The 16,742-nt window shown below is 61.0% G+C and carries 17 protein-coding genes; 1 reads left to right on the forward strand and 16 read right to left on the reverse strand.

Features of this window, described 5'->3' with window-relative positions:
• Nucleotides 1-42: 42 nt before the first annotated feature.
• Nucleotides 43-462, reverse strand: a complete 420-nt coding sequence (locus ACQUQO_RS16485) for a hypothetical protein (protein ID WP_435079493.1) — start codon at nucleotides 460-462, stop codon at nucleotides 43-45.
• A gap of 30 nt (nucleotides 463-492) precedes the next feature.
• Here ACQUQO_RS16485 and ACQUQO_RS16490 point away from each other — a divergent pair, with 30 nt between their 5' ends.
• Entirely contained in the window at nucleotides 493-1,335 is an 843-nt protein-coding gene (locus tag ACQUQO_RS16490; protein WP_435079494.1) for a hypothetical protein, read from the forward strand.
• A 52-nt stretch (nucleotides 1,336-1,387) separates the two neighbouring features.
• Here ACQUQO_RS16490 and ACQUQO_RS16495 read toward each other — a convergent pair whose 3' ends face one another.
• From ACQUQO_RS16495 to ACQUQO_RS16565, 15 genes are all read right to left on the reverse strand, one after another.
• Entirely contained in the window at nucleotides 1,388-1,744 is a 357-nt protein-coding gene (locus tag ACQUQO_RS16495) for an EamA family transporter (RefSeq protein WP_435079496.1), read from the reverse strand.
• 175 nt (nucleotides 1,745-1,919) lie between these two features.
• The gene (locus ACQUQO_RS16500) at nucleotides 1,920-3,008 is read right to left on the reverse strand and encodes a Gfo/Idh/MocA family protein (RefSeq protein ID WP_435079498.1); all 1,089 of its coding nucleotides are present in this window, start codon (nucleotides 3,006-3,008) and stop codon (nucleotides 1,920-1,922) included.
• A gap of 153 nt (nucleotides 3,009-3,161) precedes the next feature.
• On the reverse strand, nucleotides 3,162-3,488 hold the full coding sequence (locus ACQUQO_RS16505; RefSeq protein ID WP_435079500.1) for a hypothetical protein: 327 nt from the start codon (nucleotides 3,486-3,488) through the stop codon (nucleotides 3,162-3,164).
• Entirely contained in the window at nucleotides 3,485-3,865 is a 381-nt protein-coding gene (locus ACQUQO_RS16510; protein ID WP_435079501.1) for a PadR family transcriptional regulator, read from the reverse strand. Before ACQUQO_RS16510 ends, ACQUQO_RS16505 begins: the two co-directional genes overlap by 4 nt.
• Before the next feature lie 168 nt (nucleotides 3,866-4,033).
• Nucleotides 4,034-4,333: a hypothetical protein gene (locus tag ACQUQO_RS16515; protein ID WP_435079503.1), complete on the reverse strand. Its 300-nt coding sequence runs from the start codon at nucleotides 4,331-4,333 to the stop codon at nucleotides 4,034-4,036.
• Nucleotides 4,326-5,957, reverse strand: coding sequence for a cbb3-type cytochrome c oxidase subunit I (locus tag ACQUQO_RS16520; protein WP_435079505.1), 1,632 nt, complete (start codon nucleotides 5,955-5,957; stop codon nucleotides 4,326-4,328). Before ACQUQO_RS16520 ends, ACQUQO_RS16515 begins: the two co-directional genes overlap by 8 nt.
• Before the next feature lie 42 nt (nucleotides 5,958-5,999).
• Nucleotides 6,000-7,286: a hypothetical protein gene (locus tag ACQUQO_RS16525; RefSeq protein ID WP_435079507.1), complete on the reverse strand. Its 1,287-nt coding sequence runs from the start codon at nucleotides 7,284-7,286 to the stop codon at nucleotides 6,000-6,002.
• Nucleotides 7,287-7,410: 124 nt separating this feature from the next.
• Nucleotides 7,411-9,027, reverse strand: a complete 1,617-nt coding sequence (locus ACQUQO_RS16530) for a permease (protein WP_435079509.1) — start codon at nucleotides 9,025-9,027, stop codon at nucleotides 7,411-7,413.
• 51 nt (nucleotides 9,028-9,078) lie between these two features.
• Entirely contained in the window at nucleotides 9,079-10,125 is a 1,047-nt protein-coding gene (locus ACQUQO_RS16535) for a WD40/YVTN/BNR-like repeat-containing protein (RefSeq protein ID WP_435079511.1), read from the reverse strand.
• Complete coding sequence (locus tag ACQUQO_RS16540; protein WP_435079513.1) at nucleotides 10,122-11,399, reverse strand: hypothetical protein; 1,278 nt, start codon at nucleotides 11,397-11,399, stop codon at nucleotides 10,122-10,124. The genes ACQUQO_RS16535 and ACQUQO_RS16540 overlap by 4 nt, the downstream gene beginning before the upstream one ends.
• A 125-nt stretch (nucleotides 11,400-11,524) precedes the next feature.
• On the reverse strand, nucleotides 11,525-12,619 hold the full coding sequence (locus ACQUQO_RS16545) for a hypothetical protein (RefSeq protein WP_435079514.1): 1,095 nt from the start codon (nucleotides 12,617-12,619) through the stop codon (nucleotides 11,525-11,527).
• A 514-nt stretch (nucleotides 12,620-13,133) separates the two neighbouring features.
• On the reverse strand, nucleotides 13,134-13,982 hold the full coding sequence (locus tag ACQUQO_RS16550; protein WP_435079516.1) for a DUF2182 domain-containing protein: 849 nt from the start codon (nucleotides 13,980-13,982) through the stop codon (nucleotides 13,134-13,136).
• Between the two features lie 44 nt (nucleotides 13,983-14,026).
• On the reverse strand, nucleotides 14,027-14,230 hold the full coding sequence (locus ACQUQO_RS16555; protein WP_435079518.1) for a heavy-metal-associated domain-containing protein: 204 nt from the start codon (nucleotides 14,228-14,230) through the stop codon (nucleotides 14,027-14,029).
• Nucleotides 14,231-14,457: 227 nt separating this feature from the next.
• Entirely contained in the window at nucleotides 14,458-15,522 is a 1,065-nt protein-coding gene (locus ACQUQO_RS16560) for a WD40/YVTN/BNR-like repeat-containing protein (protein WP_435079520.1), read from the reverse strand.
• Nucleotides 15,519-15,890, reverse strand: coding sequence for a helix-turn-helix transcriptional regulator (locus ACQUQO_RS16565; RefSeq protein ID WP_435079522.1), 372 nt, complete (start codon nucleotides 15,888-15,890; stop codon nucleotides 15,519-15,521). Before ACQUQO_RS16565 ends, ACQUQO_RS16560 begins: the two co-directional genes overlap by 4 nt.
• Nucleotides 15,891-16,742 lie beyond the last annotated feature (852 nt).

A 16,742-nucleotide genomic window follows, 5' to 3' on the forward strand; every position in this document is an offset into this window, starting at 1 on the left:
CATATCGGCCATCCTCGGCTTCGTCCTTACCGATGTGACGGTCTATCCCGCCGCCGTACCCCTATTCAACACAGCAGGTTTCACGGATTTCAGGGCCAGCGGGTCGGAGACCCGCGGCCCTGTCCTCATTGCGGTGAAACCACGGTCTGGAAGAACGGCTACCGAACGGATCGAGTCTTCGCCATCCTCATCACCGAGGATGGCTTCGATGAGATCACCGTCGAGATTCAACGTTATCAGTGCTCTCAGTGCAGACATCCCTATGATGGCGATATCTCGGAATGGTTCTACGAAGACTGCGACTACGCCAAACCAGTCGTTGACCTCTGCTTGTTTCATGCTGCGAAGAATCCGTTCCATGCGTGTGAACGGATTCTCCAAAACCAGTACGGTCTCCAGGTTGACCGCGATACGGTCCAGACCTACGCCGAGCGGTTCGGCGACGAAGTCGCCGACCGCCATGGCGTCAAGATTGCCGACTCTACCGTCTCGATGAATTTCCTCTCGCTGCTGTTCGATGTCAGCACGGCCGAAGACCTCAAAACCGAGTTCGCCGATGAACTCGCTGACGAGGACATCGACGGTCTCGTCGGTGTCGCCGACGAGACCTATCCAGCGAAGAAAGGCGCGAAACAAGACCTCTACGAGGAGAATATGCGACGCAAACAGGACGGAAAACAGGCGAAGAAATGGCCGGAGGCGTTCACCGTCGGAAGCTCGTATCTGCCGCAGATCGGCTGTTTCGCCGGACTTCAGTGTCGGAACACAGCCTTCGCGCGAGCGCTGGCGCTCGCGCTCGTCTTTCCACTCCGTGGTGTGGACTACTGGCTCACCGATGACCACGACTCCTACAACGACATTTTACCAGATCGGGTGAAGTGCCTCGTTCACACGCTTAGGACACGCGCTCGCGGCGACGAGCGCGTGTCCGATCTACACGAAGCGGGCGAGCTGGACGAGCTACGCGAGTATCTCGAAAACGAGTACGAAACTGCGTACGAGGAGTTAGTGGTAACGCTCAGAGAAGAGTATTCAGCGTTCTGGGACGACGAAGCGGAGGAATTCACCGGGCCAGTGAGTACGAATGCGATAGAGGGCGGGAATTGGCGGCTGAAGTACGGCCTCGGCGTGCCGTACGCGCGGTGCCGTGGGGCACGCGCGCGTACATCGCTGTTGGCGCTGCGGGATTCGATGACGACGTTTGCGAACGGCGAACCGGCGGAGAGCTTCGCTCACCGCCATGGTTCGTTCAGTTTCGAGCAGGTGTTAGGAGAGACTTCAGCACAGTCGCTCCCGCCGCGAGAGGACGAGCAAGTGGCTCAGGCGGCGGCGTAGAAATCGAGACGCGGAAGCAACAGGTAGTGTCAGCATTTCACCCGCGTACTCCTCACCACCGAACGATACGCGCAAAACCGATTGTAAGAATCGGTACCATCCCTGTGATAATAGCGGCGATTGCACTCGTCGTCGCCTGCTGACCAAAAAAGAGGAACCCCTGAGACCCACCGATGATGAGAGCGCCGCTCGCCCCAACGGCGAGCCATTCCCTCCAACCGTGTGGCCGGAGTCGGTCGGTGACGAGGACGGCATAGCCAAACATGGGAACGGCGGCGAGTCCGTTCCGCAGTGCCGCATAGAGAACCGGTGGATAGTACGCGAGACCGGTCTCGATTGCGACGAATCCCGACCCCCACATCGCCGCAAGCCCGACGAACAGGATCGCGTTCCAATACTGTGCACTCATCCCGTGAAATGTTTTCCAGAACATTGATTCCGAGTACCGATACGGCCGACAGTTGCACCGACTGATTCCGGTCCCGAGTACTTCTACCCGCCAGTAATCGGTCGCAGTCGCGGAGTACGCTCTAACAGTTCGCTGCGTGAATCGCGGTCGAGAGACCGATTGACCCGCAGAGGACTCAGCTACGTTCGGCGGTGTCACCCTCCGCAAGTGAAACCGCACGTCCCGTTTCTGCCGAACGGTAGATGGCTTCGCTGATACGCTGGACGGTCAGTGCTTGCTCGACCGTGTTCTGCTCCGGCGGGGCACCGCTTTCGACACCGCGCAGGAACGTCGCCTGTTCGGCGGCGATACGGTCGTTCGGTTCGGGAGTGATGTCCGTGTCGACAACGGGAAATTCGTCGGTGTGGTCGCCCTCGTACAGCGTGAGACCGCGTTTGTCGATGTCGAAGCAGGCTCCGGCGTGAGTTCCCTGCACCGCGAACGTGTAGTCCGGCGAGCGCGTTATCGCCCATGCGACTTCGAGCGAAATCGTCCTGCCGTCCGCACACCGGATGAACGCGGTGGCCGACTTCTCAACGTTTGAGGTGTCCGTCCCCCCGTCGGTTGCCGTCGATCCGTGGTCCGTACCGGCAGCAGGTGTCTCGTCCAGCGAGCGCGTCGTGCCCGTGACCTCGACGATGGGAGGAAAATCGAGGAGGTACAGCGCGAGGTCGATGGCATGGACGCCGATATCGATGAGGGCACCACCACCGGCGAGCGGTCGCTGGGTGAACCACGAAGTGCGGTGCGGCACGCCCCGCCGACGGATGTAGTTGGCCTCGATGTGGTGTAGCTCGCCGAAACGTCCCTCCTGCTGGAACTGTTTCAGCAGTTCGACGGGGGCAGCGAACCGATTTTTGAACCCGACCATGCAGAACCCGTCCGCCTCGTGGGCCGTCGCGGCGATACGCTCGGCGCTGGCGAGAGAGTGGGCGAGCGGTTTTTCGAGCAGCACGTCGAGACCTGCTTCGAGGGCGGCCACGGCGTACTGTTCGTGATACCGATTCGGGGTTGCGACGATGACCGCATCGACGGCATCGAAGAGGGCGTCGGCGTCCTCGAAGACCGGCATGTCGTACGTGTTTGCGAATTCCGCCCGTGCTTCCGAGTCGATATCCATGCCGCCGGCGAGCGTCGCTGTGCTGTCACACAGGCAGTCCGCATGGTCGTGGCCGATGTGACCGAGTCCGATAATTCCGATTCGAGTGGGTTGGTCGTTGTTCATGAATTCTGAATTTGTCGTCCGATGGCGGACGGAAACTTTCGAGAGCAGTGGACGAGACTATACGATGAAGTAGGCACTGGGCAGCGTGTCCGCAGCGGGAGTGTCACGTCACCCCTCGCAGGAGCGAATAACCACGTCACCGTGGGCAGCAGTTCACAGCCCGACGAGGAATCGAACCACGAGCACTGGCAGCGCCCAGCTCGACAGACCGATTGCTGCGGCGGAGGGCCACGAGGTCTGATAGAAGCCCTTGACCGCACAAATCCACGCGAGCGGGGCCACCACCACGCCGACAACCGGAAGCCACCCGAGCAGGAATTCAAGCCCCCCGGTGATGACGATACCGAGGAACGCGACAACGACCGCTTTCTTTTCGTTCACCCGCTCGGCGGGCGTGAGGCGTCTCACACCGTAGTAGATGACGGGAGGAATGACGAGCAGCCCCACGAACAGCGAGAGGAAGGCTGTAGCGAGCGTCATCGGCGCTCTTCGCCCTCCGTTGTGGCGGTCTCGTCATCTCCGAAGCAGTCCGCAACCCATCCCCGGTAAACGGACACCCATGCGCGCCCGGTTTCGGTCAGCCGGTACATGTTCGCACGCCCGTCGAGCGGTCGCTTCTCGACGTAGCCTTCGTCGATCAACTCGCGGAGGTTCTGGTAGAGCCGCCCGCGGTTGACATCGGAGTCGTGGTACTGTTCGAGGCATTGACGGACCGCCACTCCATTCGGCCGGTCGCCGCTGAGGCGCTCGATGACCAAGAGGGCGCGCTGGAATCCCATCAACTCCGTCGGCGGTTGGGGTTCCCCCGGTTGTTCGAAGGCGGTGCTATCGGTGTCGTCGAAATCACTCAGAGACATGGTAGTCACCGGCGGCCGAGGCCGCCGAGACCACGCGCGGGGGATCGAACCCGCCTTCGGTTCCGGCCTGGCTACCGAACGTGGCGTGGCACTATTGAAACGAAAACTGAGATGGAGCGTCGAACGGTGCTGCCAGTGCCATTCCCAGCACCGATAACTCTCACCGTCCTATCTCCCTGACCATGTTCGGTATGCTGCTTCGCCGAAGGTCCAGCCGGCCGCCGTGACGACGACCGACAGATACACCTTCCGGACATGCTCCGGAACTACTGTCAGGTCGGCGAATCCGGCACTCCCCGCCGCGACGATGCCGACGAACGATACGAGCAACAGTGCGGCCAAGAGGTCGTTCGTCAGCCAGAACCGCTGTGCCGTCAACTGGGACTCAGCGGATGCAGCGGGGGTCTCGGGTGTCTCGCTTGATGATACCTCGTTCGGTCCGTTTCCGGATTGATTTCTCTCACTCATTGTGTTGGTTCTGTTGTGTCGTGCTTTCTCGACGCGTTCGGAACCATCTCCACTCTCGCGTGAGTGACTCGGTCTCGGCGAGGTCCCACACATCGGCGGTTTCGATGGCGGGACCGTGCCGGACCGAACGGTACATGTTCCACAGCCAGATCACCTGCGCGAAGCCAATGAGGAATGCACCGACGGTAGCGAACTGGTGGAGTAAGGTGAACTGTGGCGGATAGGTAGCCATGCGGCGCGGCAAGCCCAGCATACCAATGACCAAGAAGAGGTTGAACGTCACCACCACGCCGACTGCCGACAGCCAGAAGTGGTATTTCGCCAGTTGCGTGTTGTACATCTTCCCAGTGAGGATCGGAAACCAGTAATAACACGCCGCGAACAGCGCGAACACTATCGTTCCGACGAGGATGAGATGGAAGTGGCCAACCACGTAGTACGTGCCATGGTATAGCAGGTCGACGGGGATGGCCGCGAGGAAGACCCCAGTCACGCCGCCGATGACGAAGGTTCCGATTGCACCGATGCAAAACAACATCGGCGCGGTCAACCGAACCGCTCCGCCCCACATCGTGGCGATCCAGTCGAACGTCTTCACGGCGCTCGGAACGGCGATGGCGAGCGAGATCGCCATGAAGCTCGCCCGGATTCGGGGGTCGATACCCGTCGCGAACATGTGGTGTGCCCAGACGCCAAAGGAGAGGACGCCGATGGCCAGCGTCGAGTACACCACGGAGCTGAAGCCGAACAGCTTCCGCCCGCTGAACCTCGGGATGATGAGACTGAGCAGACCCATCGGTGGCAATACGAGGATGTAGACCTCGGGATGGCCGAAAAACCAAAAAAGGTGTTGCCAGAGCAACGGACCGCCACCCCCACCGCCGGGGACGAAAAACGACGTGTCGAAGTTCCGGTCCAGCAGCAACATGACCGACGCGGCGCATAACACCGGAAACGCGAGTAGGACTAGACCGCTCGTCGTCAGCATCGACCACGTGAAACTATCGAGGGTGGCCCACGTGACCGTCTCAGCACGCTCAGTGAAGACGGTCACGAGCACGTTGATTGCAGCGAGGATCGTGCTGATCGCGTTGAGCAAGATGCCGATCAGGACCAGATCGAGGTCCGGATTCGTCATGTTCGTCGACATCGGCACGTAGAAGGTCCACCCCGTCATCGGCGGCGACAGCGCTTCGAAGCCGACCAGATTCGCCAACAACCCGGCTCGTGTCAACAACAAGGCAACCGGCAAGAGCCAGAACGCGGCGGCAGTGAGGCGCGGAAAGGCGAGATCGTCGGCTCCCACGAGCGGGGGGATGAAATAGATGGCAATGCCGAAGATGACCGGTGCCGCGAAAAAGAACAGCATCGTCAGGCCGTGTGTCGTGAAGAGACCGCTGAACGTTTCCGGCGTCCAGACATCGCTTCCCGGCGTCACGAGACCCGCCCGGAGCAACATTGCATCGGTGGCCCCCCACAGACCGGCAGCGATTCCGAACACGAGATACAGCCGACCGAGAACCGTGTGGTCGGTTGATGTCAGCAATCGGACGCCACGGCGCAACTGCTTGCGGACCGTCTTGCCATCCGTAGACTGCGACACGGAGTCGACGTCTGATTGCATGGTGGTCGTCGTTAATCGAAACTAGATTTCAAACGGAATAACTCATTCGCCGGTCCTGTCAGACCGACTATCTCGGACAATGACATGGATGAATCGGGTGAACGACCACGTGCCGAGCAGGCCAACAGCAGTAGCGACGACGAACGCGAGTCGCGGATTGATTCCGTACAGCACGCCGCCGAGTATCGCACTGGGGACGACGATTGCCCCCCGAGACAGTCGGTAGGATTCGGTCAGCTGACGGTCATCCTCGTCGTTCTCACCGGCGGTGAACTCGGCAATCAATGCACGACGGACCGGCAAAGTGGCCCGACGAAGACCGAAGGCCGCAAAGAGCACACCGACCGCGAGTGCCTCCGTCCGCACCGTGACGAGAAATATCGGAAAGAGCGTCGTGATGAGGACGTTGCCCAGCACGAGCGCGACGCGCCCGGTATAGCGCGGGAGAACGGTAATGATGCCGCCGCCCACTGCTGCGACGCCCATTTCGACGGCGAGCAGTATGCCGAAGACTGCCGACGGCGTGAAGTGATGCCCGAGGAGCATCATCTCGACGCGAAGCACGCTCGTCACGACGGTCACGAAGAACGTCCCGACCATCCCGTGAGCGAACCGAACGAGCGTATCGCCGACAAGCAGTGACCGACTCTCGGCCGGCAGGGCACGGATATCGTCGAGGACACGGCGACATCCCGCGAACGTCGCGCCGGTCGAATCCTTGCTCGGATGGGCGAACAGGTCTTGGAGAATCGTTGCCGTCAGCGCGAGGCTCGCGGTCACGGCGAAGAGGACCTGCAAGCTCGGGACGAACGTGCCGACCTCTGCGAGGACGAACGCCGCAAACAGGAAACCGGCGGTGAGACCGAGCCACCGCAGCACCGCCGCACCGGAGATATCGGGCGCAGACTGTCCGTCGTCCTCCGGAGCGATGCCTACGGGTAGATGGAGACCGAGCGCGTTCCAGACGGCAACGAGGAACAGCCCGACGAAAATCCACGCCGATGCTGGCAGTCCAGTATAGTGGCCCAACCGCGGCGCGGCGAGCCAGACGACTGTCCCAGTTGATGCGAGGATACTCGCGGCGGTCAAGACGTGGCGCACATCGAGCCAATCGGGTATCTCGCCATCGAGATACGGGTAGACGAGGGCGAGAGCGATTTCGGTGCTGCCGAACAGGCCGATTATCCACGGTTGAGCGCCGAGAACGCGGAGATACTCCGGGAGATATCGATTCACCACGACCAGCAACAGATTGAACCCGGCGACCGCCGCTGACACGAGGCGACCCTCGGGACCGAGCGCCGAAAACGCGCTTCGGGACTGTGCCAACCACGCTGATGCGTTTCCTTTGGTCATGACTATGGTGAGATAGTCCGTTGTGGAATGCCGGATTCCGTTCCCGGTGCGTACTCGTACCTAGCGGGCGATGGGTATCTCCGAGCCATATGGCGGATCACTCTCTATATACGTTTCTCGCCGTCTGCACAGCGGCACGCAAAGGTTCAACGACGAGACGTCGTGCTTCACGTACGTTGCTCGCCGCCTCAGCCCGCAGTCGTCGCGCTTCGTGTAGCGTGCGCCGTACCCGCTGCCGGGCGTCGTTAACGACTTCCGCAACGGCGGCGGCTATCCGCATCGGTGTCGTGAGCACGATGTACACTGCTATCCCCGCCAACCATGCGGACCGGCCCGCCAGCCATATCGCCTCGCCGACCAGCCAACTCGCGCGGCCAATACGCCGCAGCGCCGTCCACACCGTGCGCCCCACACCGACCAGCCGTTCGCCTGCGGTGCGTGCCGCTCGTTTCGCACGCCCGGGAAGCCGTCGCGCCATCTCGGGAAGGGAACGAACGGACCCGACGATGCGTTCGGGACCGTACGCCACGTACACTTCGACGAGAAACACCGGCGTGAAGACGATATTCAGCACGACGATGTAGGTCTCCGGCGGGGTACCGCCCGCCTCGCCCGTCGGCGGTATCAGTGCGAGACCGTCGAAGAGATAGTGGACGGATACCCCGGCAGCGACAGCGGCGAGGAACATCGACCCGACCATCGCCGCCGCCATCCGAAGGCCGTAGTACCGCCGGTACGCATCGACGAGCGGTGGAATGAGGAGGTCGCCGTAGATGAACGACATCACGCTGCCGAACGGAATCCCGTTGCGCCACAGAACGAGCGCGAACGGGACGTTCCCGACCGAGCACACGAAGCTCATTGCTGCGATAAGGACGGCCACGATAGACCCAGTGAGGACCCACATGAGCGTGCCCCCAGTGCCGAAGCCGAAGAGCGTCGTCCACCACGCGGTCGGGACGAGTGCCCCAACGAATCCGGCAACGAGAAACCCGAGGGCGATGTCCTCCCACAGCATATCCCACTGCCGGAGAGCGGTCCGTACGACGCGCTTCCACCGCGTGACGGACAGCAGCCGGTCGTACCACGTATCCGTCTCATCGGTCCCCTCCGTCTCCTGTTGGTTTTGGTACTCTGTTTTGCAGGAGGCACAGCAGAAATACTCGGTGCCAGCATCGGTGTCGAGCGTTACGACATCCTCGGCATCCGGGTCGACGGTCATCCCACAGACCGGGTCGATGATTTCTTCGGTCGCAAGAAGGTGGTCGCGCGCGGCTTCGTACCACGCCTCCGGGAACACGTACTTGTAGAGAATCGAGAGCACACCCACGGCGATGAGACCGCCGACGAAATCGGCGAGGACGAATTGCCATCCGAGGAGAATCCACATCACCAGTGCGAGTTCGATGACGAGGTTCGTACTGGCGAACTGAAACGCCGCAAGGGCGGCTGCTGCCGACGCGCCCTTTTTGAAGAGGGTCATGGCTGTGGAGGTTGCCGTGAACGAACAGCTCGACGAGGCGGCACCGAAGAGCGTGGCGAGACCGATTTCCCGCCAGTCGTCGTTACCCAACACTCGGCTGATGTACTCCTCGCTCACGAACTCCTCGATGACACCCGTGAGCGTGAACCCAAGCACGAGCGCCCACCACGTCTCCCACGCCATCCGCGCGGCGAGACCCAGCCCGTCAGCGATTCCGGTGAGAATGGACATGTCTGTTACTGTTTCGGTCCGGTCTGCTGGTGGTCATTCAACTATCACTCATCACGTTCGCTCGATGATCGCCCCGCCGCTGCCGACCGCGACGGCAGTATTCGAGGCGATGGTGATTCCCCGTAGCCCGGCACTCGTCGGCACCTGCTCTTGTCGCCACTGACCGGCTCTACGGTCGAACACCGTTCCGCTGCCGCCGCCCGCGAGACCATCGGTTCCCTGCCGGTCAATCGCATAGAGTGCGTTGCTTCCAGCGCTCAGTTTCGTCCACACCGCGCCGTTGTATCGGAAGATCGAGCCGTCGCCGCCGACTGCATCGACCGCATCCCGATTGACGGCGGTGACATCGTACAACCCGACGCTACCGCCCTCGATGCCAATCGTGTGCCAACTCTTTCCGCCGCTCGTCGTCTCGTAGACCTTCGCGTTCGTATCGGAGATGTAGCCGATGGAGAGATCGCTGAACGCGATGGCCTTCATGCTGGAGCCGCCGCCCGGTTTGAGGACGGTGGCCCAGTTCATGCCGCCCTCGCGCGTTCTGTGGCCGCGGAGGTACTCGCCCGAGCCGTTGACGAGGTGTATCGTCTCGGTTCCCGCAGCGCCCGTGACGGCGATGTCCTCCCACGTGCTCGTCTTGTTCTTCGGCGCGGAGTAGTCGGTGAGTCGGTCGTCAGTGGTCTCGTACCGGCCAACCACGCCCGAGCCGCCCGCGAACCAGACGGCGCGGCCGTCACCCGTGACGGCGGCCCCGCGAAGGGTATTCGCCGCAGCTGCGGGACCGCGTTGCACGACGGTCGTCCAGCCGTCGGACTGGCGGGCGAGGACTCGCCCGCTGCCGCCGACGGCGAACGGACCGTCCGCGGACGGAACGACGGCGTGGAGCGTTTTTTCCGTCGGAGAGTCGGTGTTTTTCCATCGGTGCCGCGATTTGGCCGTCGCGGAGGAGTCGTTGTTCGGTGTCATGGAGTTCGTTGGTGTCGTTGTATCGCCGGTGCTACATCCCGCAAGGACGGCAGTAGCGGTCGTGCCAAGCAGGCCGAGCACCTCCCGCCGTGACCGCCGAGTGGGCTGCGATTCGGCAGCAGTTGTTTCGCTCACGGTTGCCGCCAGTGCGGTGACTCGCTGGAGTCGGAGAATTGGTCAAGATCACCGTGATATTCCGCATACTCCGGTTTTTGACCCTCGGGAGTGAATGGACCGGGAGCGGATGACCGCTTGATGATGGTTGCAATCCGGAGCATGTACACGGAGAACACGACGAGTGGCAGGACGGTGACTGCGAGCGCGAGACTAACGAAGACAAGGACGACGAACTCGTTTCGCAGCGGCGCGTACCCCGTCGAAAACACCAGCACCACGAGAACGGCCGTCAGGAACGCCCCGAATCCAGTATACACCAGCTGTCGGGAGAGCCGCCCGAACGCCTGATGCAAGTAGAGGGTCTTGAAATACTGGCGCGTGATGGTCAGCGAGTCGAACAGCTCGCGGAGGGTTCCGAGCCGCTTGGTTGCCGTCTCGGACAGCGAGTCGGCATACTGTGTCCGTATCCGGCGGGCGATGTTCACGTACTCCGAGTAGCTGTCGTTCAACATCACCAGCAGTATCTCGAACAACGGAACCTGTCCGCTGTGCAACCGATTGCCCAGCGATTCTGATTGCTTGGTGATGATTCGTGTGTACTCCGCAATCGCGTGGTCGAGGTCCGTATTCCCGGTCTCGCCGGTTGCCTCCCGCAGGTGCCGCACCTCGGCGAAGAGAAGGTCAACGACGACAGTCATGAACGCGGCGGGTTCGGTTGGCAGGACCTCCTGTTCTGGCAGCCGTTCGGCGATATTCTTCCGGAACTGCCGTACGTCGCCGATCTCCTCGCGGACGGTCTCGGGCGTGCCGAACAGCCGCGAGACGACGAGTTGGTTGATCGAAATCACGATGCCGGTGAACGAGATCACCCCGGCGGTCAACGACGCGAACAGTTGCATCACAAAACTGCTCTCGCGGATGCCGATGACGCCCTCCATTCCCAGCAGTACCGTCCCGAGAAAGACACTGGCGGCCACAATCCCAATGATGGTCCATCGATCCCCTTCCAGCAAGAGCCACCGTCGCGTCCGTCGTCGGCTGTCCTCGTCGCGCACGACCGCCACGACTGCCGTCAGGCCAACGAAGACCGCCCGCACCGCGAGCCACACGGCACTCCCGGCAGCGTGACCCGCACGGGCTATCAGAGACCCGAAATCGTCCGTCGTTCCGGACGAGCGGTCGTCGGTACTGTTCGAGGTCCGTGCCCCCGGATATCTCTCTCGATCACGCGGAGCGGTACCGGTATCGTTAGCATCGGTATCGCTACCCGTGTTCGTGTCTGTGTTTGCCATTATTTCGTTCCAGTGAGTGGTCTATCGTGACGGGCGAGGATTCGGCTATCGTGTCGCCGATATCCCTCTCCAGTCAGCCGGCCCCACACGCGACGTGAGAGAATACAACACCGCCGAATCGAGCATTATTTGTTGAACATGGCCCCTTCCTTGCGTGGCGTGAAGGCACCGGGCGCAATCGTGTGCTTGACGATTGTCCCGATGCGCGCGATGTACGCGATGAGGATGCCAATCGGAACGTACGCCAGTGCGGCGGTGACACTTATCGATAGCTGGATAACCAGCGGATTGACTGGGAGGGGTTTCTTTCCAGAGAACACCATTACAGCAACCATTGAGATGACGAACGATGCCGCCCCGGTGTATGCAATCAGTTTCGAGAGATTCGACAGCGCTTCCTGAATGTACAGGGTCTTGAAATACTGTCGGATAATATCCATCGAGACGAATAGATCTTCGAGTTCTTCGAGGACGGTCCGCGTCCGATGGGAGATGGCTTCCGGATGCTCCTCGCGGATTTGCCGCGCGGTGTTGATGTTCTCGGAGTGCTGGTCGTCCATAATCGGCATGAGCACTTCGAGCATGGCGAGGTCCGTTTCCGCCACCGTATCGGCAAGTTCGTCGGTTTCGGCGAGGATTTTCTCCGCGAAATCGACAATGTGCTCGGCTTTCGGGTCGCCCTCGTCGGCATCCGCGGCCGCGTCACGAAGCTCCGTCGCGCGCTCGGCGACGAGGCTGTTCACGTCACGGAGAAACTCATCCGGGTCCGTCGGGGCCACCGATACCCCGGGAAGTTGCTCTTCGATGTCAGTCCGGAAGTTCTGGACGCTTTCGATTTTGTTGCGGAGTTTCTCCGGCGTGGCGAGCAACTGGGAAATCGTGAGCTGATTCACCGATATCACAATCGGAATCAGCGACAGCAGTCCAGAGGTGAACCCGCCGAAGATAGTCGTGCTGAACGTTCGTTCGGCGGTATGGACCAGTGGTGTGATTCCGAGGACGAACATGATGACGAACACGGCAACGACCTGAATACCGGTAATCGTCCACCGATTCGCTTCGAGCAGGACCCAACGCTGGATGCGCTGGCGGCGGTCTCCGCCGATGAGAACCGCCAACAGAGCAAACAGGAGTGTCGTACCAATCATGAGTACGAGGATGGACGGTAGGTACTGCCCCAGCAGCCGGGACAGCACGCCGGGAATCATGCCACCCGTCATCGAATCAGCCTCGTTCCAATGGGACCAACCTCGGGGCTGTTCTCGGCCGTTCCGGCAAACACGCCCGCATTCGCAGCCTCGATACCGGTGTCGGAGTTCACACGTCGACGCCAGCCGAGCGTCATAAGTGATGAGCGTACCGCGCCGGCCACTGAGTCGTCTGCCGTCGGCGGTGCGTCATGGTCGTCAGCGCGAGCTACCGGACTTCGATGGTCGCGGGCAGCGGCGCGCCCTCGCTTGGAGAACGGTACAACGGTCTTTGGTTGAGACGTACTGACAAAAATCATCGGTTTGATAACATCTGATCGGAGCCACGGCTGTGGCGGTCCGAAGTCATCCGGCCGGGCCATCGCCGACCGTCGTCCGGACCAGCTACAGTTAGAATATAGGATATCGAGGTTGAAAAAGTAATATATTATCTGATAAAATTAACTGCATGTCTACACTGTCAGCGGGGGGGGGGGTAGCCACACGGATGAGAACGGGAAAGCGGTATTTGCCGCTCACCCGGCGTTCACGCGACGAAGGTAAGCGGGAGCGACGGCTGGAGAGCGAGAGCAAGGAGACCGGCGAGGAGCGCAACGACACCCAAAGCGGTCGCAATCTCTTCGCCCCACTCGGGCAACCGTTCGATAGTGACGACGCCGGTCAATATAGCCATCCAGAAGAAGTTCATCTCACCGAAAAACGGCATGACGAGGAAGAACGGCCCGAGGCAGACCAGCACACAGCTACCCCCATGCATGAACCCTCTTTCGAGGGCCTTCACGATACCATGGTCGTGTGGTTCGATGCGCGCGCAGCACGTACGCAGACGCGTCTGTTTGAACGACGAGAACTGGTAGAGACCGGTGAGAACGAGGACACCGCCGATGACGAGATGGGTATATGCCCGCGTGAATCCGTGGATGCCGCCGGGCAACAGCGCGTTGAATCCGAGCGGAATCATGCCCGAAAGCGCCCATACGATGCAATAGCTCGCGAGAAACGCCGCCACTGCGGTCGCCGCTCCGAGTGCTGTCTCCTCGTATGCGGCGGCGTACTCGCGGGTGAAGCGCATCATCGCGGGATACATCATCGCCCACATCATCACCCCCCACATCGTGAGGTAGCCAACGAACGCGTCGAGCGTGCCGACGTGGAAGACCCCGAGCTCCATTGCCCCGGGCGCAGCCATCGGAATCCCTTGTTTCGTGAGCCACATCATCCCCGGCATCGGGACCTCGCCGGTGTACAGCATCACCCACCAGACGACATCGAGACCGACCATCGCTACGACAGTGGCAGTCGTTCGGTCGAGTGAAACTGCAAACGGGTCGAGCCTGTGCCTGAATCGTTCCGTGAGTCCGGTATCGGTGCTCATCGCTGGTTTGGCAAGAAATTGTGAGTGATCGTTCTCGGTCGGCGTTACTCCGCGAGGTCGTACCCGGCGTCGAGGACGGTCTGCCGGGCGAGCGCCTCCGTGGCTGGGTCACCGTAAACCCTGACCTCGCCGGCGTCAGCATCGGCCTCGGCATCGCCGATGCCCGAGAGACCCGCGAGCTCGGACCGAATGGTCTGTTCACAGCCTCTGCAACTCATCCCACGTACGTCGAGTGTGTAATCCGCCATCGCACTCGGCACAACGATCCCGAAGGCCTTAATATCATAACAAAAGATAGAAACATAATTCAATTAAATAGAGAAAATAGAGAGAGGGAGAGAGATATCAGTGGGAGTGCGCCATCGAAAGCTCAGGAGAGCGTATCTCGCTGTTCTCCGTCGACAACCTCGAACGTCCTACCCAAAACTCCGATCCCTGTTCCGCACCTCGATTTGTCAGAGTGATACGGTCGTTCTCAGACCGTCTCAACGGTACCGGTAGTGTATTGTTTGACCGTCTTGTCCGTGTCTGGAAGGCTCGACGACGTGCGGTTGACCTTGCGCTCCACGATGGTGCCGCCGGAGCCGACGGCCACGTCGTGGGTCTTCCCCCGAGCGATACTGGTGAGTTTCTTCGACACTGGGGTCTGGAACCGTTTCCACTCACCCGTCGACTGGCGTTCGTAGGTCTTTCCACCACTACCGGCCGCGAGACCCGCTTCGCCGTCGCGGTCGATGCCCCGGATGGCCTGTTTTCCGGGGTCGATGACGTGTGGCGTCCACCGGAACCCGTCGTAGCGGTAGACGATGCCACCGCCGCCGGCGACGTTCACGTCCTTCGGCCCGACGCTGGCGAGGTCGAAAAAGGCCCCGCCAGCGAAGTCGATCCCGATGCGCTGCCACTTCGTGCCGCCGTTGGTCGACTCGGCGACGAACTGGCTCGTCGAGCAGACGTGACCCTTCTTCCGGCACCGGAAATCGATGGCCGGGATCGTGGAGCCGCCCCCCGGTTTGAGGACGTCCAGATATTTGACCGCGCCGCTTTTCTGCCTCACACCGATCAGCAACTCACCCGAGCCGTTGGCGAAGTAGAGCCGCTCGTTCTCGCCGGACTTTCCGACGACGGAACACGCCTCCCACGTGCTGGTCTTGCCCTTCGGCGCGGAGTAGTTCGTAAGCGTCTCGGTGGCGACGTCGTATTCGCCGATCACGCCGCTCCCGCCCACGAACCAGATCGCCTTGCCGTCGCTCGTCACGTCGACCGCGGTCAGTGGCCGGCTCCGCGCCATGGGGCCGTACTCCACGACCTTCTGCCACCCGCTCTGCCGACGAGCGAGCACGTCGCCACCGGAGCCAACCGCGAACGGTCCCTCGGCGGTGTCAACGACACCGTGGAGGGTCTTCGTGGTCGGTGATTTCGCCTCGGTCCAGCCGGCGTCCGATGACCTCTTTTGTGCGATTCCCACACCCGGTACGCTGATGGCGGTGGCTGCCGTCGCTCCGCTCATCTTCATGAACTGACGCCGTGTGTTCTCATTCATGTGGTATCACTCTCGTTCCCATCGAGCAGGCACCGTTGCTCCCACGCGGCGTGAGCTTCCAAGCGCTTGTGCGCCAACGGGCTGACTCTATAGGCGTTCGTCCGGCCATCGACCGGACGCTTCTCGATGAACTCTTCATCGACAAGCTCGCGGATATTCTGGTAGAGACGACCGTGGTTGATTTCATCACCGTAAGCTTCACGCAGTTCATTCTTGATACGAACGCCACTGGGATTCGTCTCGTCGAGGCGGGCAACAACGAACAGCATGTCGCGTTGGAACTGCGTCAGCCCCAACAGCGGCTGTGGATCAGTAGCGGCGTCATGCGCTGATTCGTTCCTCTCGGTGGTGGTGTCATTCACTGACATCGAAATCACGACGGCTCTCGCCGTCGATGCCACGTCTGGGTCTCGAACCCAATCGTCGGCCCATCCGAACGTGGTAAGAGTCGCCGCCAGTCGAGAATCGGATAGCTGACCGACTCTCGCTCATCTGTCGATTTCATTCAACGAGACGTCACAACTGCCGACCGACAACGGCGAGCGTCGTCGCTCAGCCGCGTCACTTCGAGTGCGAATTTGTGGGTGTCGCCACTCATCAGCCGAAATCGTTCCTGCCAGTAGCGCAACCGGCGCATTCGTCGGCGTTTTCTCGGAGTGAGGACTGCTCCATGCGCGTCTATGTCATGCGGGTCGATTGTCGTCATGAGCCTATCGTCGTGTTGTCGTCCGAGCGGCGTATCGATGGCCGATTGCCGACGCTCTGCTGTCCTCACTCGTCGTCGTTCCGGTTTGAGAGCAATCTCTGTTCTCGCAACAACCAGCCCACAGTTCTCACAGAAGACAGTCGTCTCGTCCGCCGCGCGTCGCAGACTACCCGTTCCGCACTCAGCGCATCTCTGGTTCGGCTCAGCACGCTCGTCACGCTGGTCGATACCACTCGCTCTCCGTTCCCTGAACTGTTGACTCATGGTGGTTTCGTGTTGCTCGAAAGTCGGTGTTCGGACCGTTCGTACTGCTCGATGTCGTGCTCGACAAATGGAATGCTACTCACTCGGTGGGAATCATCCACGCCCGTCGGGCATGTCATCCACCGACTGTTCGGTTTCTAATGTCGTCGAGAATAATAACTAAAGAAATTAATGCTCGACTTGGCAACTCTTTCCTACGCTCGCTGACGGGTCAGCGAGCAGTAGATAGTCGCATCGAACAATGGTTCTT

Origin of the sequence: Halococcus sp. AFM35, assembly GCF_051195015.1 — an archaeon.
Taxonomy (GTDB): Archaea; Halobacteriota; Halobacteria; order Halobacteriales; family Halococcaceae; genus Halococcus.